General features: G+C 44.3%; 19 protein-coding genes. 3 read left to right on the forward strand and 16 right to left on the reverse strand.

Annotated features, from left to right (window positions below; genetic code table 11):
- Nucleotides 1-170: 170 nt before the first annotated feature.
- The 14 genes from lysS to P22_RS12565 form a co-directional block, all read right to left on the reverse strand.
- Nucleotides 171-1,667, reverse strand: coding sequence for a lysine--tRNA ligase (gene lysS, locus P22_RS12500; RefSeq protein WP_054260587.1), 1,497 nt, complete (start codon nt 1,665-1,667; stop codon nt 171-173).
- 61 nt (nt 1,668-1,728) lie between these two features.
- Complete coding sequence (greA, locus tag P22_RS12505; protein ID WP_054260588.1) at nt 1,729-2,205, reverse strand: transcription elongation factor GreA; 477 nt, start codon at nt 2,203-2,205, stop codon at nt 1,729-1,731.
- 216 nt (nt 2,206-2,421) lie between these two features.
- Nucleotides 2,422-3,516 carry a shikimate dehydrogenase gene (locus P22_RS12510; protein WP_054260589.1) on the reverse strand — a complete coding sequence of 365 codons (1,095 nt, stop codon included), beginning with the start codon at nt 3,514-3,516 and terminating at the stop codon, nt 2,422-2,424.
- Nucleotides 3,517-3,530: 14 nt separating this feature from the next.
- The gene (locus P22_RS12515) at nt 3,531-4,436 is read right to left on the reverse strand and encodes a hypothetical protein (RefSeq protein WP_054260590.1); all 906 of its coding nucleotides are present in this window, start codon (nt 4,434-4,436) and stop codon (nt 3,531-3,533) included.
- 11 nt (nt 4,437-4,447) lie between these two features.
- Complete coding sequence (locus P22_RS12520) at nt 4,448-4,969, reverse strand: hypothetical protein (protein ID WP_054260591.1); 522 nt, start codon at nt 4,967-4,969, stop codon at nt 4,448-4,450.
- A 225-nt stretch (nt 4,970-5,194) separates the two neighbouring features.
- Nucleotides 5,195-6,160 carry a tRNA dihydrouridine synthase DusB gene (gene dusB, locus P22_RS12525; protein WP_054260739.1) on the reverse strand — a complete coding sequence of 322 codons (966 nt, stop codon included), beginning with the start codon at nt 6,158-6,160 and terminating at the stop codon, nt 5,195-5,197.
- Nucleotides 6,161-6,356: 196 nt separating this feature from the next.
- Complete coding sequence (locus tag P22_RS12530) at nt 6,357-6,713, reverse strand: PTS glucitol/sorbitol transporter subunit IIA (RefSeq protein ID WP_054260592.1); 357 nt, start codon at nt 6,711-6,713, stop codon at nt 6,357-6,359.
- Nucleotides 6,714-6,837: 124 nt separating this feature from the next.
- Entirely contained in the window at nt 6,838-7,809 is a 972-nt protein-coding gene (locus P22_RS12535; protein ID WP_054260593.1) for a PTS glucitol/sorbitol transporter subunit IIB, read from the reverse strand.
- A gap of 87 nt (nt 7,810-7,896) precedes the next feature.
- Nucleotides 7,897-8,424, reverse strand: coding sequence for a PTS glucitol/sorbitol transporter subunit IIC (locus P22_RS12540; RefSeq protein WP_054260594.1), 528 nt, complete (start codon nt 8,422-8,424; stop codon nt 7,897-7,899).
- Nucleotides 8,425-8,585: 161 nt separating this feature from the next.
- Complete coding sequence (locus P22_RS12545) at nt 8,586-8,990, reverse strand: transcriptional regulator GutM (protein ID WP_054260595.1); 405 nt, start codon at nt 8,988-8,990, stop codon at nt 8,586-8,588.
- A gap of 16 nt (nt 8,991-9,006) precedes the next feature.
- Entirely contained in the window at nt 9,007-9,969 is a 963-nt protein-coding gene (locus P22_RS12550; protein ID WP_054260596.1) for a sugar-binding transcriptional regulator, read from the reverse strand.
- 439 nt (nt 9,970-10,408) lie between these two features.
- A complete protein-coding gene (locus P22_RS12555) occupies nt 10,409-11,701 on the reverse strand; it encodes an NAD(P)H-dependent oxidoreductase (RefSeq protein ID WP_054260597.1) in 1,293 nt (430 codons plus the stop codon).
- A gap of 404 nt (nt 11,702-12,105) precedes the next feature.
- Complete coding sequence (locus P22_RS12560; RefSeq protein WP_054260598.1) at nt 12,106-12,870, reverse strand: type III pantothenate kinase; 765 nt, start codon at nt 12,868-12,870, stop codon at nt 12,106-12,108.
- A gap of 50 nt (nt 12,871-12,920) precedes the next feature.
- Nucleotides 12,921-13,904: a biotin--[acetyl-CoA-carboxylase] ligase gene (locus tag P22_RS12565; RefSeq protein ID WP_054260599.1), complete on the reverse strand. Its 984-nt coding sequence runs from the start codon at nt 13,902-13,904 to the stop codon at nt 12,921-12,923.
- A 216-nt stretch (nt 13,905-14,120) separates the two neighbouring features.
- Between P22_RS12565 and P22_RS12570 the strand changes: the two genes are divergently transcribed.
- The 3 genes from P22_RS12570 (at nt 14,121) to P22_RS12580 (ending at nt 16,988) form a co-directional block, all read left to right on the forward strand.
- Nucleotides 14,121-14,798: a response regulator transcription factor gene (locus P22_RS12570; RefSeq protein WP_054260600.1), complete on the forward strand. Its 678-nt coding sequence runs from the start codon at nt 14,121-14,123 to the stop codon at nt 14,796-14,798.
- Entirely contained in the window at nt 14,798-16,204 is a 1,407-nt protein-coding gene (locus P22_RS12575; RefSeq protein ID WP_235814646.1) for a sensor histidine kinase, read from the forward strand. The genes P22_RS12570 and P22_RS12575 overlap by 1 nt, the downstream gene beginning before the upstream one ends.
- Nucleotides 16,205-16,310: 106 nt before the next feature.
- On the forward strand, nt 16,311-16,988 hold the full coding sequence (locus tag P22_RS12580) for a hypothetical protein (RefSeq protein ID WP_054260602.1): 678 nt from the start codon (nt 16,311-16,313) through the stop codon (nt 16,986-16,988).
- Nucleotides 16,989-17,051: 63 nt separating this feature from the next.
- On the opposite strand, the gene P22_RS12585 is transcribed toward P22_RS12580, so the two are convergent.
- Together P22_RS12585 and ftsH are read right to left on the reverse strand one after the other, a co-directional pair.
- The gene (locus P22_RS12585) at nt 17,052-18,047 is read right to left on the reverse strand and encodes an asparaginase (protein WP_054260603.1); all 996 of its coding nucleotides are present in this window, start codon (nt 18,045-18,047) and stop codon (nt 17,052-17,054) included.
- Between the two features lie 91 nt (nt 18,048-18,138).
- Complete coding sequence (ftsH, locus tag P22_RS12590) at nt 18,139-20,061, reverse strand: ATP-dependent zinc metalloprotease FtsH (protein WP_054260604.1); 1,923 nt, start codon at nt 20,059-20,061, stop codon at nt 18,139-18,141.
- Nucleotides 20,062-20,154: the final 93 nt, after the last annotated feature.

The following is a 20,154-nucleotide window of genomic DNA, read 5'->3' on the forward strand; positions in this document are numbered from 1 at the left end:
ATCCATTTTTTGCTATTTATCGCCATGTAACTTAGCGACTTTTATATTTTACCATAGAGAAAATCCTCTGTCAATATATTCCCTGCTTGAAAATAAACAAGCAATAGCTATGCACTCTTTCGGAATTAACCTATACAGGCATAAATAAAAAGCGAGCTGACGCTCGCCCTTTATTTATGCCGCATATGCGGAAACAGAATAACATCACGGATGGAATAACTGTCCGTCAAAAACATCACCAGGCGGTCAATCCCAATACCCAGTCCACCAGTAGGCGGCAGCCCAAACTCCAAAGCATTAACATAGTCTTCATCCATCATATGTGCTTCCTCGTCGCCCGATTCCCGTTGAGAAACCTGGTCCTGAAAGCGACCCTTCTGATCAATCGGATCGTTAAGTTCCGAAAAACCATTGGCAATTTCGCGGGAAAAAATGAATGCTTCAAAACGATCAGTGATATCCGGATTTTCTTTGTTCCGTTTCGCCAACGGGGAAATTTCCGTAGGATGCCCCGTGATAAAAGTCGGCTGGATCAAATGCTTTTCCGCAACCTCTTCAAACACGTGATTCAAGATGCCGCCAATACCGTCTTTGGCTTCATACTGTACACCTAGCTTGCTGGCCAGAGCACGAGCCTCTTCCACCGTAGTAACACTGTTAAAATCCACATCAGCATATTTCTTAATTGCCTCAGGCATAGTCATGCGGTTCCAAGGAGGAGTAAGATCAATCTCCTGACCCTGGTACGTAATTTTCATTGTGCCAAGTACCTCTTGAGCTGTAGACGAAACCAGCTCTTCCGTCAGACGCATAACATCTTCATAGTCGGCATAAGCCTGATAAAGTTCAACCATAGTAAATTCCGGATTGTGCTTAATGGAAATACCTTCATTCCTAAACATCCGTCCCAGTTCGTAAACTTTTTCGAAGCCACCGACAATCAGTCGTTTCAAGTATAGCTCCGGAGCAATACGCATGTAAAGCTTCATATCCAGTGCATTATGATGGGTAATGAACGGGCGGGCTGCTGCACCACCGGCAATCGGATGCATCATAGGGGTTTCCACTTCCAGAAAGTCCCTGCCATCAAGGAAGCGGCGCAAGGCTTGAATAATCTTGCTGCGGATAACAAAAGTTTGACGAACTTCCGGATTGACAATTAAGTCCAGATATCTTTGGCGATAGCGCATTTCCACATCTTTTAATCCATGCCATTTTTCAGGGAGTGGACGCAAAGATTTGGCCAAAAATTCAAAGCTGCTAACCTTAACACTGATTTCTCCGCGCTGCGTTTTAAATACGGTACCTTCTACACCAATGATATCACCAATGTCCAAAAGATGAAATTTAGCATATTCTGCTTCACCAATAACATCCTGACGAAAATACAACTGTATTTTCCCGGACATATCCATTAAATGGGTAAAAGACGTCTTGCCATGTCCGCGTATCGACATAAGCCGTCCGGCCAGCCTCACAGCCTGTCCTTCCAGTTGTTCAAACCCGCTTAAAACGTCTGCGGCATGATGTGTAAAATCATATTTACGACCGAAAGGTTCGATATCCAGTTCTTTAATCGCTGCCAGCTTGTCTCTGCGTACTCTCATTAATTCATTCAAGCCCGCAACTTCATCCTGTTGTTTAGTCAATTGTTCATTATCCGACATTTACACTTTCTCCCCCAATGATGTTACATGTTGCATAATTACAAACCTCTTATGGTTATTGCTACCGTTTTATATCCAAAATTTCATATTTTAATATACCCGCCGGTACATTCACTTCCACTATACTGCCGACTTTTTGTCCCAGAATGGCCGAACCAACCGGCGATTCATTGGAAATTTTAAATTCTGCCGGATCAGCCTCAGCAGAACCGACAATCGTATATTCCAACTCATCTGAAAATTCAAGATCCTTCAAAAGAACCGTTGCACCTATTGTGACCACATCGGTGCTGATTTCTCCTTCATCAATTACCTGTGCATTGCGTAAGGTCTTTTCTAATGTAAGTATTTCACCTTCGATAAATGCCTGTTCATTTTTTGCATCTTCATATTCCGAGTTTTCACTGATATCACCAAACTCTATCGCCTGCTTGATACGTTCAGCCACTTCACGCCGTCTTACTGACTTTAGATAGTCGAGCTTTTGCTCTAATTTTTTTAGTCCCTCTAGCGTAAGGATAGTCTGCTTTTCCGCCATACGATTTGCTCTCCTTTATCCCTCTAAAATTATCCTTGGTGAATATGATCAATCATAAGTAGTGCATCATATTCTCATTTTTAATAAAATGCAACTCTAATCAGACAGACAATATAAATAGTGCCAAGTTACACTTGACACTTTGCAACAGGCTGATGAATACCCTCACTATCATGCATTTATTATAGGCATTAAAGCCTATCTTGTCAATAATTTCTAGATGATTTCCCTCCTCAAGGTCTCACTTTTCGCTACAGCATTGTTTTTTATCATACTGACTTCTTCTGGCAGCAATGCTCGTTCAAAACTACGGAAACCGGATAGTTTAAATCCATGTTTTTTTGCCAGTTGCTCTATTGTTTCCACCTGTTTAACAGTTAATTCACGCCCCAATGTAAAATTTTCATAGCGCCGTTCGAGCGCCAAAATCATAGTTTCCGCCATGCAGGCATAAGCGGTTCTATCGGGAAAGCCAAAATTAATACCAAAATTTACTTGTCCCGGCACCTCAACAATGCCGCCTTCAATAACTAAAATATCTTTACGTAATTCTGCCACCCGGCGGGATACATTACGGGGTCTGGCTACATCACATACAATTGCACCGGGTTTCAAATCCTCCGGTTCAATAAGGCTATCCACTGCGCTGGTTACCGCAATAATAATATCCGCTGTTTTAAGCGCTGCTTTAATATTAGACGTTACACGTACAGCCAGACCGGTGTTTTTAAAGATATAGCCGGCCAGTCTTTCCAGCTTAACTCCATTACGGGCTGCCAAAGTTAAAAACCGCACTTCCTTGGCTAAAATCTGGGCGCAAGCAGAACCTATGGAACCTGTAGCTCCCAACACGAGTACATTTGCCTGCTCTATATTTATATCCATAACCTTAGCAGCCTGCCGAACCCCTTCAATAGCCGTTGCTACTGTATAACTATTGCCTGTTGTAACGGCAATATTCAGATTATTGGCTACCGTCACTCCGGCATCACCCACGATGGAAGTAAACGCTCCCAGCCCCACAACATTGGCACCGAGCTTCTCCGCAATTTTACCCGCCTTAATAATTTTCTTAATTACATATTCTTCCGGTAACTCCATCATTTGCCTCGAAGTCAGCGGACAACCGATAAACCATCCTTCCGCCTCATTGCCAGGTGATTGAATTCCTGTAATATCGGAAACTTTAAACGGTGGAATATATTTTATCAGTCCCTCAATAAAATGATCCGGCCAGTTTTTAACGAACGGAAATTTCCGGCCAAGATCTTTTGCGGTAAGCGGATGAAGAATAAAGGCAAACCGTTCCATAGTTGTACTCCTTTCTAATGTAGTAATGTCTCCACCCTGGGTTTTATATTGATCTTATCCAGTATATTCTCATACTCCTGAACAGAAAGTGTTCCCGGGGGCTTTCCTGATAAGGCAACTAATATACCTTCCAAAATATTGGTTCCATAAGACCGCCCGCCCATATCCGGTGTAGTTGTTACCAGCATGGTCACCCCCCGTTCTCGGAGTAGTTCGATATCCTGGGCTGTAACCGTATTGGTAATAACTATTTTATTATTTAGTGTATCCGGCATATTCCGCCGGATATAATGAAAATCACCGGCAATAATATCGGCCGACTGAAAATAATTCTGAAATCTCGGTTTATTTTCTTGTTGCCGCAAGCCCACCGGATAAAAAATATCAATTGGTAGTTTAGTCACAATCGGTGCAACTACACGCGCCCAGTTTGCCAGCCCTGGCAAAGTCTTTATGGCTATAGGAAGCCCCAGACCAAACATTAAATCACCAAAAACTACATAGGCTCCCTGTTCCACCAGAGTTTCTGCCATACCGAACCGATCCATGGCACAAACCAATAAAACCGATTTGTCACGAAATTGCACCAGCCCATTGTCGGCAAGGTAACGAATTACCCGCCGCTCCAGGGTATTTTTAATGCCACTGCCATCCACTACCGGTGTTTGTAAGGCTGCCGCTGCAATACCAGCAGTCTCTCTGAATGTATACCGTTTACCACCGGCATAAATATATAAGTCTGTTCCCCCTAAACCAAAAACGTCGACGCTTCCATCCATGACCTGAATGAGGCGTTTTGCCTCTTCTTTGTTTCCGTCGGTTCCTATTCGGGAAATAGCAAAAGTCTCGCCAGCGATGGATGCAAATGATTGATGATTTCGTTTTGATGATCCCAGACTTATGCTAATAATGTGTTTCACTCACGATCCCCCTATATAAAAAGCTGCCGCATGATTCCCCGCAACTCTTCCGGGTCTACATACTGATCTTCCTTAATGGGTGATTTGCCAATTTGAATACCAACAACATCTTTGTCCAGCAAGTTTTCCAGAGCCTTAATACGCATATTAGATCCTAATATAATGACTTTGTCGTAACTGCGAAGCTGAGAAATAATCCCAATGATTTCGTTCATCAAGACCATTCCTGATTTATGTTCAACAAAACCTCTTCGTTCTTGCTCGGACATTAACAGACAGAAATCAGCTCCTTCCTGTTGAGCAACCAGATCAAGTTCTTTACAATTTTTTATTGGAAAACCAATTACCGCCGCCTTTCCTCCTTTTCTCACTTCCCCTAGTGATTCCAGTTTTGATATTACCGTTCGATCCAGACCGAAGTATACCGCAGCTTCGTGCTGGGAAGAACCACCGCTTCTCATGGCCAGAATATTATCGATAGTGTGATGTATTTTGTTTGCATTAATTATTTTCGAACCGATGCGAAGCAGCATATCTTTTACCTCACTACAGTGCCACCAGCTTTTACTTCAGGAGTCACACATAGTATATGTACACAATACAGTGCACATACGCCATGTAACCACATTTTGCTGAAAATCCACCCTTTATTTAAAAATAAAAGGCGGGGCATCAGCCCCGCCTGGTAAAAATCCCCTCAATCGTTTCATAATATTTTCATATTAGTTTATATTTCGTGGCAGCTATTATTCTTTCACTTACATATCTGAAAAATAGAAATGCACGATATCTGCAAAATCTTTTCTTGATTCTGCTTGATTAAATTTCATTCGCATCTCCGTTGAATACGGCAAGCCTTTCGTGTACCATGCTGCATGCCGCCGCATTTCGCGAATGCCGGTATAATCCCCCTTGTAATAAAGCAACATGTCCAAATGACGGAATAAAACAGTTATTCTTTCTTTTATCGATGGCGGCGGCAATATATCGCCATGCTCCAAATAATGAGTGATTTGTTTAAAAATCCACGGATTTCCCTGTGCTGCCCGCCCGACCATAACCGCGTCACAGGAAGTATGCATCATCATAGCTTGTGCGTCTTCGGGACTGCGAATATCCCCATTACCGATTACCGGAATGGAAACACTTTCCTTAACCGCTCTGATTATGTCCCAGTCTGCTTTACCGGTATAAAACTGTTCGCGTGTACGCCCATGCACCGCAATGGCCCTAATGCCGGCTTTTTCCGCTAATGCCGCCATCTCTACCGCATTGACCGAATTTTCATCCCAGCCTTTACGGATTTTGACTGTCACCGGCACTTGTACTGCCGCCACTACACTCTGCATGATTCGAAAAGCCAATTCCGGTGACTTCATCAACGCAGCACCCTCGCCATTTTTAACAATTTTCGGTGTTGGGCAGCCCATATTCAAGTCTATGATATCTGCTGCTCCCGCTTTTTCTACAATACGAGCGGCAGCGGCCATTCCTTCCGGTTCAGAGCCAAACAACTGTACTGCCACCGGACGCTCCTGCTCTATGGTTTGCATAATGCTTTCCGTGTTCGTATTTTGATAAAGCAATCCCTTATTGCTGACCATTTCCGAATAAACCAGACCACATCCCATTTCCCTGCTCAGCAATCGAAACGGTAAGTCAGTAACACCGGCCATGGGAGCTAAAAAGACCGGATTACTCAACCGGACATTTCCTATTAACATGCCAACGCTCCTAAAGATTTTAATTTGGTATAGATTTATATATATTTTTACAACAGGGTACGCAAACAGTTGTAAAAAAACAACCAGATACATTATAATAAAAGGTAATAACAAAAGCAAAAGTTCTCTTTCGAATTCTTTAATCCATTCGAAAGAGAACTTTATATCCAATATATACATCTATATACATCTGGATTTACGCGATGATAATTTTATCACCGACTTCAATCTCAGGCTCATTTTCGCCTTTTAATTCGATTTGTCCCGGCAGTTCCACTGTGGACTTGCCGTTAAAACAAAATGTACAGTGTCCCATATCATGCAGGGTTTTTAATGCTTCATCACCAATGGCGGTAATAACGTATTGATGCTTTCCAAAAGTAACCTTATCGCCTACCTGAATTTCTCCTTTAATCTCACCGGTCGTGTGCATAATAGCTATTTCTTCTAATTCCGTTAGTGGGCATTTATCAAAAATAATTAAGCAGCCATTATCAGCTAATAAATCAAACGCGATTTCCCCTACATTGGTAACTGTAACTTCATATTTCATATGCATTATCCTCTCATTTTTTTGGCAAAGTAATACGTAAAGTTAACGGATGCCGGCAAATGTAAGCGATAAAAAGCACGCGTTAACTCTACGTATGATGAAACAGTAACTTTCTCGTCCAGTCTTAGAACAGTCCGATTCCCATGAAGTATGCAATAACAACGGATAACGGACCGGTAACAAGTCTGGTCATTAGAATGGTCGGTACGCCTATTTCGATTGTTTGCGGTTCAGCTTCGGCCAAGCTCAACCCAACCGGAAGGAAGTCACAACCAACTTGCGGATTGATAGCAAACAATGCAGGCAATGCATAGGAAGGAGGGATGTGTCCTGCTCCGATTTCAACGCCGAGCAGCACCCCGACTACCTGTGCAATTACCGCACCTGGTCCAAGCATAGGCGACAGGATTGGCAGCGAGCATATAACCGATATCACCAACAGCCCCGGCAGACTGCCTGCATACGGGGAAACGAAATTAGCAATAATATTGCCGATACCTGATTCTAATATAATACCGATGATCATACTTACGAAAGCCATGAACGGCAAGATGCTCTTAATGGTAATGTCAATAGTGTTACGTCCTGCCTGGAAGAATATGCCGACGACCTTACCGGCGGCCTTACCGAATCTGGCCAGGAAATTGCCTTTTTCTGCCGGTGCAGTTGCCGCAGCTGGTCTTGCTGCCTGCGCCGGTGCTGCACTGGGAGCCGGAGCTGGAGCGGAACCGTCAGATAAGCTTATATTTTCTACCTTGACATCAGATACATAAATATCTTCTGTAATATATTGGGCCAATGGACCTGATTTGCCGACGGGCATTACATTAATAGTGGGTATACGTTTCTTTGGATAAACGCCACAACGTGCCGTACCGCCGCAGTCCACAACAACTACTGCAATTTGATCATCCGGACAACCTGTTTTAAATCCGTCAACCAATTCGCAGCCTGTCAGCTCGGCTAGCTTTAAGGCAACAGGATGAAATCCGCCGCCGGTAACACAAACCACTTTGTTTCTTTGTTCAGTCGGCGTAATTACCAACGGGCCGCCAAAACCAGCCGGACCTCTATCAATTCTAACTGTCTTAAACATAGCTATTCATTCCTCCTAAGTTTAGATATTACCCAGGCTTGTCTAACAAATAGTGCTACTATGGGTTAGCTAAACTGCCCCAAGTATTTAGACTTCGATGCCATTTTTCTTGAACATATAAAGAGTCGCCTTTTCTGTCACGATACCGCGAATCAAGATAACGATAACACCTGTAATAAAATATCTAACTGCTAACTCCCCAAGAGGAAGACCGAGCTGGGTGATACCTTGAGAAATGCCCATCCATACAAACAATTCTGCCGAGTTAGCATGGGGGAATAAGCCGGTAATCGGATGAACGAAGGAAATAGATGCATCCTGGAAAGCCGGTTTATATTTTTCCGGCAGGAAACGACCGAAACTGTAACAAATCGGATTAGTAAGGAAAAAAACCGCAATAACGGGAAATAAAGTATACCGTAAAATAATATTGCCTGTACACAATTGGGCAATTTTGTTGACCTTTTCCTCACCAATCATACCAATTACTGAATTTACTGCCGTGATAAGGACAACGAGGGTTGGAATAATTCCTGTGACCAGGCCTGTAAAAACTGAACCGCCTTTTTGGAACAATGCAATAAAACCTGTCGCTAAATGTGCTAATACTTCCATGTACTTATACCTCCTTGTAATCTTTGCTCAAATTAACAGTTTCCTTTTTTGCATCTGCTGTCGATTCTAGTTGCTGCCCTCCTTCCTTTTTTTAGAAAACCCTACTTGGCAAAATACTATATAAAATATAGACCACTATATCTTATACCTTAGGTATCCTTTTAGGCTGTACATTCAGGCGCATCCTGATTGCCCTTCAATTTGGCTATTTGTTTTTCAATTTGTTCTATGGCTTCAAGCATAGCTTTATCCTGTTTCTTGGCGGATTGACTTAGAATCTTTTCTTTTAGCTCTGTAACAGTATGTCCTTTGATATTTGCGATCTCCCTGAAACGGGCCAATACCGTAATGCCTTGCATCATACGTCCTTCAATAATATGACCTGCTTCATTACTAATCAGAATGACGACATTGCCGGCACTTAGTTTGCGTTTTTTGCTGCCCATACCAACAATTCCTTTGCCTCTTGACTCCGCCAGTGTTTTTCGCAAATTTTTAACTTGAAAGTAGGTCAATACCATCTGCAATACATAGAAGCAAAAGATAATCAACATCCATCTTTCCATTGGTCAGCCGTCCTTTCTAACGCTGCTCAGCATAGGCACTGATTGCCACTGCGTTGTTGTAATTGGTAACCAATACATTAATCAGCTTGCTGTTCAACGCACCAATAATGGCCATGACCTTTTTATCACCGCAAGCAACACCAATCATTGTCTCAATCTTTTTCAAGTCTTCCAGTTCAATACCAACTACCCGTTTGTTAAAATCAAACTTATCGGTATTGCCATTGATATCATAAAAACGAAGACAGATATCACCGATAGCTCCGGCTTTTTCAAGATTACTGGTATCATATAAATTAAAATAGCCGCTGCTCATCATCGACGAGGCCGGGTCGGTAGGCGAGCCTACACCAACCAGACCAATATTGCATAATTTCGCATAATCCAGCACTTCTTTAATGCTGTTTTCTTTCAGGATTTCTTTTTTTATATTTTCATTGCTGACCACTGCCGGAGCATGCAACAGTTTAAAACTTCCACCAAAGGCCCGTGCCAGATCGGTAATAATTTCATTGGGATGAATTTCACGCTGGGATTGTCCCACACCGCCGATAAAAGGCACAAATGTCAAATTCAGTTTTCCCTGATTGGTAATATAATTGGAAATACATTTTACGGTATTCCCCATGGACACGCCAATAGTATTGCCCTGTTTTACAATTCTCATCAAATAATCGGCAGCCGCTTTTGCAGCTTGGATGGTTTGCAGACGATCGTCCGTTTCGTCGTCAACGATAATTACTTCTTTTAAACCAAACTGCTTTTCTATCTGCCTTTCTAAAAAATCGAAATTATTCCTCAGAGGATTGATAATTTCTATCCGTACAATGCCGGAATCCTTGCCTTCTTTCAGCAGCCGGGACACCGTTGGTCTTGATACTCCTAAATTATTCGCAATTTCGTGTTGTGTATAGTTTTCTTCATAATATAGCTTGCAGCATTTTACAATTAATCGGCTGTCATCAACGATTTTTTGCATAACTCACTGCGACCTCCTACTCGCCTAACCGGTTACCATTTGATCTAATATGTTTTAAAAGTAACCGGTAATACTCAGATTCAATAGTCATATGCATATTTCTTTATGTCTTTTCCTCTAAAGGTTTCATTATGCACAACTATACAATTCCGCTACTTTGCGCGCACTGGTATGCAAAAAAATATTTTTGCATTTGTTCAATCGGAATCATTTGTTAGATTTATTATAAATTAATTTTTTAAAATAGTCAATCAATATTGTAAAATTAGTTTTGATTTTTTTACGAAAAAATCTAATAATTCTGTTTTTTCTACAAATTATCATTTTATACTGATAAAACGTATAATCTTCATGTTTTCCTGCCTATCATTTACATTAAATAACAATAAAACCAAAAGGGTGTTTTGCTTCTTGGCAAAACACCCTTTTATAGAAAAGTCTAGTTAAACAATTTATCCTGCAGCCTTCTTAGCTGCAGCAAAAATGACGATTCATTTAGTTCAACCATATCATAGGTTATTACATCGCCCTTTTTAACATCTTGTTTAAGCACCGTGTCTTTGTTAATTAAACAAACCGGCAGAGCATTGATTTTCTTGGCCACTTCATATTTTTCGATTAAGCCGTATACGGTATAACCGCCGATCCCATCCAAATTCTGTCCGGCTTTCAAGTCTTTTTTAGCAATGGTAATAACCTCTGCCACTAAGCCGGCTTTCGGTACAATTGTCGGTTGCCGGTCAATAACAGCTTTCGCAACCGACAACGGAGTCTCCAGGCTGCACAGGTGATAAGGACGGTATAGAATGTAGTTAGGTCCCGGACCCATGCTTACATATTCCATCTCAGCCCGAACTTCAGCCAACGGGCTCGTTACGATCAAAAATACTCCCGGTGCTATACCGTTAACAAAATCAACAACACCATACCGGCTTAAAATACCGCCTTCTTCCTTTAGAAGAAATTTTTCCGGCAATTCTTTAACTTGACCGGCAATTCCGTGTCCGCCTCTTACATCAGGAACAAATCCTGTGGCATTGCACATCAGAGCCATTTCCACCATAGTTTTGCTGCCTTCCTTAAATGCGGTCAGCATATGCGGATTCATTTTTTTGCGGGTTGCTTCCTCCAACACGGTGTCCGGATTGCAGTCATAATCCAGTTTGTTGTTTTTCCCCTTACCTACCACCCTGACTTCAAAGCCGGATGCTACGGCAAAGTCATACAATTCTTTCACCGCTCCCGGTTCATCACCAGCCGCTCCGGTAAATACAACTCCGGCATTATCGGCAAATTTCTTCAATATCGGCCCAATAACACAATCGGTTTCCGCATTCAGCATAACAATATGCTTTTTGCCAAAGATACTGTCAAATGCAACCCTTGCCCCTACTTCAGGAACGCCGGTAGCATCAACAACAGCTTGTACAAGCCGACAGTTGGTTGCAACCTTGCTGTCATCCGCCACGACATAGTTGCCTTCTCGCAAGAACTCATCTGCTTCAGCCGGAGTCTTGGCATGTTTTATATTAGTTTCTGCAATGCCCGCATTCAAAAAAGCTTTTTTTGCATTTTCAATCCGAATATCGACAACCACCGCCGGAATCATGCCTTTCATTAAGATCATCTGGGCAACCATCCCCCTGCCCATTTGACCGGCTCCAATGATTGCCGTTTTTATACTTTGTCCTGTTTGTTCCAGTTCTTCCAATTTCGTGTTTAAGCCTAACACATGAATCCCCTCCTGTTTTTTAGGTAGTCTTTTTCTTGACGACTTTTATATTTGTTCAATATTTTTAATTATGTCCGACTTAATTATAGTTTAACTTTTTCAAATAGTCAATAATTTTAAGTTTAACCATTGCTTTTATTTTCTTAAAATTTCTTGAATAATTTTATCTTTCTTTCTTTATAATTTCTTGTAATTACTTTTTACATTTGTTTTCTACATTTACTTTTATAAAAATACGCTTTATTGTAATCAGAAACACTATTTTTATTCTCCCAATTTACCGTACTTACCGTAAACAACAAAAATAAAGTGTACAAAGATGAGCTTTGTACACTTATCGGTAAAAATAGTTATTGTGCCGGCAGATATAATCCTAAATCCTTAAGTTTTAACCGGCAAACCAATTATGAATTCCTTTCATATATAATCCGCAGTCCTTCCAATGTCAAAAAATGTTCAACCACATCAATCGTACGTGATTCCTGGGCAATAAGGTTGGCTAGTCCCCCAGTGGCTACAACATAAGGATCCTGTCCCATTTCCTCTTTCATCCGGCGCACAATTTCATCCACCTGACCGACAAAACCAAAAATAATTCCCGATTGCATACTGGCAACCGTGTTACGGCAAATTACCGATTTGGGCTTAATCAGTTCAACACGAGGCAGCTTAGCTGTTCGCTGAAAGAGTGCTTCCGTTGAAATGCCAATTCCGGGCGCAATGGCGCCGCCTAAATAATCGCCATTTACAGCTATCGCACAGAAGGTGGTTGCCGTGCCGAAGTCCACCAGGATAAGCGGACCGCCAAATTTATTATACGCGGCCACCGCATTGACAATACGGTCGGCCCCGACTTCCCGGGGATTCTCATATCTTATACAAATTCCTGTTTTTATACCTTGTCCCACAATCAAAGGCTCCACCTTAAAATACCTCTGGCACATTTTCGTGAGCGGGACCACTAAAGGCGGGACCACCGACGAAATGATGACGGCATGAATTTCTTTTATGCTCCTGCCGCAAAAAGTGAACAGATTATTAATCAGCATACCGTATTCATCGCCCGTTTTTTGCCGGTCTGTCGAAATACGCCAGTGCTGCAACAACGTTTTACCATCATATAATCCTAATACAATATTGCTATTCCCTATGTCAAAAACCAAAAGCATTCTTCATCCTCCATCTTATGAACTACCCGGCCCATTTCGGCACACCGTTTTCACACAGAATTTTGCCCGGAACGAAGGGATACATCGCCGGCCAATACTGTTTCCATCCCTGCAGACGTTTGCACCAGCAAAGCACCGCTTTGATCTATATCAACAGCCTTGCCGCTGAATTGTCTGTCCAAGCCAATAACCGTTACCTCCTGCCCCAAGGTAACCGAAAAATTACGCCATTCTTGAAAAACTTCCGCAAAACCACACCGGACAACGTTTTGATAAATTTGTTCCAATTCTCTAAGCACAGCCGCCAGTAATTCGATCCGGGATATCTTGATGCCGGAAATCTGTGCCAGCGAGACGGCATTTGGAGCAATTTCCCGTGGAAATTCACAGGATTCGATGTTGACATTAATCCCGATACCCAGAACAACATAATTTACTGCATCCATCTCCGCACTCATTTCCGTTAAAATCCCTACGATTTTTTTCCCTTGATATAAAATATCATTCGGCCACTTAATACCACAGGCAATGGCCGTAGTCCGGCGAATGGCTTTGGTTACCGCTACCGCCGCCATAAGCGTACATTTGGGTGCATCTTGAGGCTGAAAGGGCGGACGTAAAACAAGCGACATCCAAATCCCTTTTCCTGGCGGCGAAAACCATCCCCTGGCCAGCCGCCCTCTCCCGGTCTGTTGTGTTTCAGCCAGGACCAGCGTCCCTTCGGGACATCCGTCGGCGGCCAGTTTTTTCGCTTCATTGCTGGTCGATTCAATACCTCGAAACCAATGTACCTCTTTCCCCAGCACTTCAGTCCTCAGTGTATTCTTTATTTCATCAGGCAAGAGCAAATCCGGAGCAGCTTCAAAACGGTAGCCGCGCCGGGAATGTGCCTCTATGGTGTAACCTTCTTGCTTCAGGGTCTGGATATGTTTCCAAATAGCTGTGCGCGAAACAGCTAGTTGCCGCGAAATCTCCTCACCTGATACAAACTGTCCTTGATGCTGCCGCAACATTCCTAAAATGCTTGCCCGCATCGTCATCCCCTCCTATCCGCTACGCTGGTACACCCATTCGGAAAATCCACTACAACCAGGAAAACCTTTCCTAAAGTCCATAGGAAGGTATGTCCTGGCATAATCGCGAAGTAAGATAATAAATAAACTATATAACAAGAACTTTGCATTGCTTTTTAAAAAGCACGCAGCATAATGATAGCACGTTTATGAATACCGGACAATAGGAGGGATAAAATGTCAATAAAAATTTTAGTGGCCGATGATGAAGTTAATATTTGCGAGGTGATTCAATTATATTTAGAAAAAGAAGGCTTTTCTGTATTTGCAGCTCATGATGGTGAGCAGGCACTGTTAATAGAAACTACCAAAAAACCCGATTTATTGCTATTGGACGTTATGCTGCCAAAAATGTCCGGTTGGGATATATGCCGTACGGTCGAACGGCAGGTCCCCATTATATTTTTAACGGCCAAAAGCGCGGAAAGCGACAAAATGACCGGTTTTTCACTGGGAGCCGATGATTATATTACCAAACCTTTCAGCCCACGCGAACTGGTCGCCCGGGTGAAAGCGGTCTTGCGTCGCAGCGGGCTCTTGCAAACCAGCGGCTCTACCCTGGATTTTCCCGGTTTAATCATCAACCCGACAACGCAAACCATCGAAATCGACGCCCAGGCGGCAACCTTAACGCCAAAGGAATTCGAGCTATTGCTCTTTTTGGCCCGCCATCCCAAAATCGCCTTCTCCCGCGAACAACTGCTTACCAATGTCTGGGGCTATGATTTTCAGGGCGACGACCGGACGGTTGATGCCACCATTAAACGATTGCGCCAAAAAGTAAATAATGATCATTACGCTTATATTCATACCGTCTGGGGAGTCGGCTATAAATTCGAGGTGAATACCAAGTGATGCGTTCGATCTTCGGCAAGGTTCTTATCTCTCACATTGCAGTTATCGTTGTTAGCTCGCTGACTCTCGGATTTATAATGACCTTTTTATTTAGAGGACACTTTGTCGACAATAAACGCCGCGAACTCCTGCAAAAAGGGGAAGCAACGGTTATCCTGCTGTCCTCTGTTTTATATGACGGGCGCCTGCCGCCTGATCTTACCATGCGAATCATGAGTAATCTAGCCGGTGCAACCATTTGGTTAATGGACAGCGGCGGTACGGCATTAGCCGGTACTCCTCCCGACCATTGGGATAATGGTGGTTTTTTTGAAACTCGGGAGGAAATGGACGAACTATTTGACGGCATACCGCAATCCTGGGTCAGTCCCAGCAAAAATCAGCGTGAATCAGCTATCGTTGTAGCCGTTCCTATTCCCGACACGCTGATTCCCACCGCTTTGTTTTTATATGCACCGCTTCCCAGTATTAACCGGGGAATCGAGGGCTTTTTACGCCTGATGTCCTACTCGCTGCTGGTCGGCGCCCTGCTTTCCGTCGGCCTGGGTTATATCACCTCACGCAGCTTGACCCGCCCCATCGCCGATATCTCGCAGGCTGCCCGTAATTTTGCCAAGGGAAATTTCAACAGCCGTACCAAAGCCACCGGCGATGATGAAATCGGCGGTTTAGGGCGTACTTTTAACAGTATGGCTACTTCTCTGGCCAGGGCGGAGCAGAACCGCCGCGAATTTTTAGCCAATGTATCCCACGAACTAAAAACACCGGTTGCTTCCATTCAGGCACTGGCCGAAACGTTATTGGACGGATTGGCGGACACTCCTGAACAACAGGAACGATATTTGCACACTATTGTCGGTGAATCCAACCGCATCAACCGTCTGATTCATGATCTTTTGGACATGGCCCAGCTAGAAGCAGGCGAGTTATCCATCGTAAGAAAGCAATTGGATTTACAGCAATTTTTGCTTCGTGAGAATGATAAATATACTTCTCTTTTGACCGATAAAAATTTAGAATTAACCATGCAGCTACCGGAACAGTTGCCCAAAGTGTGGGCTGACCCCGACCGTCTTTCCCAGGTACTGTCCAATCTGCTTAGCAATGCCATCCGCCATTCGCCCGACAATGCAGTCATCACATTAACGGCGCACACACTGCCTCCCTTCATCGCCATCGGCATCCGTGATCAGGGTGATGGTATCCCGCCTGCCGATCTGCCTTATATTTGGGACCGTTTTTACCGTGTTGATAAATCGAGGGCCCGCAGCGACGGCGGGACCGGATTGGGGCTATCCATCACCAAAAAGCTGGTGGAAGCTATGGGTGGCGAGATCACCGTAGAAAGCACCCCCGGCAAGGGAACCTTATTCACCTTTACCCTGCCGATCAGTTCCGCAAAATAGACTACATGCAACAATATTAAAAATTGTCATACATTTGTCATACCTCCTGTTTATACTGACTTTAACAGCCAGTAACAGCTGGCCGGATATAATAGGAGGGAATCGAATGGAATTTAAAACATGGTCACGAAAATCAATCGCTGCTTTTGTGATCGGCACCTTCATGTTAGCCGGTGCGGCAGCCAGTCCACTTTTGGTTCAAGCTGCTGAAGCTGCAAAAGATCGTCCCGTACGGCAGCAGCAAAAAATGGATCCCGATCAGGTAGCTCAGCATATCGCTGATAAATTCAACATAAGTAAAGACACTGTCCTGAAATACCAACAGGCGGGTTATGATACTCGCGATATTGTAACCGCGGCTTTTTTCGGCCAGCTTAGCGGTAAACCTTTTGAAGAGGTCATTAAACTGAAAACGAATAGCAATACCTGGAAGGATGTTCAGCAAACACTGGGCATTACAACAGAACAGATAAAAACTGCTCATATCAATATGTTTGCCGGTCAGATTAACGCCAAAACAGGACTTGATACGGCAACCGCCACAACACTACTGAATCAGGGCTACCATCCCCGCGATATTGCCGTAGCTGCCCAATTGGCTAAAAATACCGGCAAAAATATCCAGGATGTGTTGGACTTGAAAAAAATCAACAACACCTGGAAAGATGTTGCCGATTCGCTGGGGGTCAGTCAAGATACACTAAAACAGGATATGCAGGAAATTCGTGGTCTGTTTCCGCATCATCGTGGCCCCGGAGCCAATCCCGAGCATGAGGGAAAATAATCTACAACAGCAAAGGCGATTTGGCAGTCCATACCGGACTGCTCAAATCGCCTTTGTTATTTGCTAAAATACGGCTTCCACTGTGCCGATGATATCGCCACGGTGGTTTTTTTGTGTAAAGGGAAATTTATCGGATAGGGTCTCAAACTCACTTGCCGAAATCCACTCCATCTTTTTTAGCAGGCTAAGCACCACCGGAGCAAGCGGGCGGTTGCCGCCATCATCGATCTTCAGCGCGACTCCCAGCCCATCGGCCGGCAAAGCAAGACAATACACGGCTTCTGCTCCGACCTTGGCTAAAATACGACCCCGGGTGACCTGCATGATAGCCGTGTCCAAACGGCCGCTGCCAGCCACAAGCTGCGGATATTTGAGCATCGCGTCACGAATTACGGTGACAGCCGCTGTACTCTTCTGCCAATCGTTTTCCACCGGTTTTCCCAGTTTGGCATACGCTTGGGCCATATGCTTAAGCGGTAAATAGAAGACCGGCACCCCGCAGCCATCAATACCGGTCTCTACCATAGACGACTCCAGTCCTGCCGCCCGGCTCACCGCTTCCAGCATATGCTGCTGTACAGGATGTTCCAGAGCGGCATAATTCTCGGCAGAAACGCCTAACAGTTTAGCTAAAGCCAGCATACCGGAATGCTTTCCGGAACAGGGATTGTGCACTGCCTGATAAGGCAGGTTGCTGCACATAAGTTCTTTGGCCGCTTTTCCACTCATCGGCCGGGCACTGCCACAAGTTAAATCAGCCGTAGTAAAGCCAAGTTTCGCCAGAAGTCTTTCTATCAGCTGCACATGCTCGGGTTCGCCACTATGCGAGGCCGTCATTATGGCCACTTCCTGCTGGGTGAGCGAAAAAGTTTCCATGCCTCCGCGTTCGATCAAGGGCAGAACCTGAAAGGGTTTTGCCGCCGATCGCCAAAACATCTTTTTCTCGGCCTGCCCCACGCTGTACTGCAGCCGGCCTTTACCATCAACAACCGCAATATTGCCACGATGTATGCATTCCACCTTACCGCTCCGGGTATAGTAAAGTAATTCCTCACTCATGTTTCAACTCTCCCTACATAGTAAGAAAAGACTTGCATAATCAAGTCTTTTCTTACAGTGATATTTAAGCTGCAAGCAACTCATGGACATGCTATTCGCCGTCATACGAAAAATAAACAATTTTAGGACTTTCACCCTTATTGTCGGTACTTTCCTCCGGTTCATTGCTTTTTTGCTCCTCAGCCGGCTGTTTTGCATTCGCTTCTTTTTTCTGCGGTTTATCAATACTGCCCTGTTCCAATAACTGCTGCAATTGTTCGCCTTCCAGCGTTTCATGTTCGATCAGTGCCTGAGCAATCAAATGAAGCTTATCCAGATTCGTACGCAGCATTTCTTCCGTCTTCGCATACGCGTCCTCTATTAACCGGCGCACCTCCTGGTCAATAGCCGAAGCAACTTCCTCACTGTAGTTACGATCCCGGGAAATGTCGCGGCCTAAAAACACCTGTTCCTGACGCCGTCCGAAGGTAATCGGTCCCAATACCTCGCTCATGCCAAATTCGCAAATCATTTTACGGACCAGTTCGGTAGCCCGTTCCAAATCATTTTGTGCTCCGGTACTGATCTCGGACAGTACCACGGCTTCCGCCACACGTCCGCCAAGCAGCGTCTTTAATTGATCTAAAAGTTCCGAGCGGGTGGCATAGTAACGGTCTTCCTTCGGCAGCATGAGAGTATAACCCCCGGCTCTGCCGCGCGGAATTATGGAGACCTTATGCACCGGATCAGTATGCGTAAGCAGCATACCGATCAAGGCATGACCGGCCTCATGATAAGCCGTAAGCTTCTTCTCCTTGTCGCTGATGACCTTGCTTTTCCTTTCCGGCCCGGCAACAACGCGTTCTACTGCTTCTTCCAGTTCAAACATTTCGATCCGCCGTTTATTGCGGCGGGCGGCAAGCAAGGCCGCTTCGTTTACCAGGTTACTTAAATCCGCCCCGGTAAAACCTGGTGTGCGCCGCGCTAAAACGTCCAGGTTAACCTCCTTGGTTACCGGCTTGCCTTTGGTATGAACTTTCAAAATCTCCAGACGTCCCTTAACATCCGGTTTATCCACTACAATCTGGCGGTCAAAACGTCCCGGACGCAGGAGTGCCGGATCCAGGATATCCGGACGGTTGGTTGCGGCAATAATGATAATGCCCTCATTAACGCCAAAACCGTCCATTTCCACCAATAATTGATTTAAAGTTTGTTCCCGTTCATCATGTCCGCCGCCTAATCCCGCACCGCGCTGACGGCCGACAGCATCAATCTCATCAATAAAAACAATACACGGAGCATTTTTCTTGGCCTGCTCAAACAGATCACGAACACGTGAGGCACCTACACCGACAAACATTTCAACAAAATCCGAACCGCTGATGCTGAAAAACGGTACTCCGGCTTCGCCGGCTACTGCCCGTGCCAGCAGGGTTTTACCTGTTCCGGGAGGTCCAAACAGCAAAACTCCCTTGGGAATGCGTGCGCCCAAATCGTTAAACTTCTTCGGATGTTTTAAGAATTCAACGACTTCTTCCAGTTCCTGTTTCGCTTCATCCGCACCGGCTACATCTCCAAATGTAACCTTAATTTTATCTTCACCGTGCAGCTTCGCCCGGCTTTTGCCAAAAGACATAACCCGATTGCCGCCGCCCTGCGTCTGCTGCATAATGAAAAACCATACTCCGATTAACAGCAGCATCGGCAATACCGAGGAAAAAATGGTAGTCCACCAAGGCGGTTGCGGTGGCTGCTCGGCTTTAATATCAACATTTTTTTCCCGTAATGTATTAATGAGTGTGGGGTCATTGGGGGTAACCGTCGTAAACTCCTGACCATCTTTCAGCCTGCCACGGATCGAATTGTCCACAATAGTGACATGCTCCACCTTTTGATCCGCAATTTGGTGCAGAAACTGCGTATAACTGATTTCCTGTTTGTTGGTAGTACGTGAGGAATAGTAGTCAATTATCGAAATTGCAATAATGATAATCAACAAATAAAAACTGACATTACGAAAAAATTTATTCAAAAGTCGCCCTCCTCTCACTAGAGCCAAAACCGTTATTACTCAAAGTCAAATGCCTCCATAGTAGAACATTATAGCATAGAATCAAGTGTTTAA

The sequence above is a fragment of the Propionispora sp. 2/2-37 genome, from assembly GCF_001298735.1.
Lineage (GTDB): Bacteria > Bacillota > Negativicutes > Propionisporales > Propionisporaceae > Propionispora.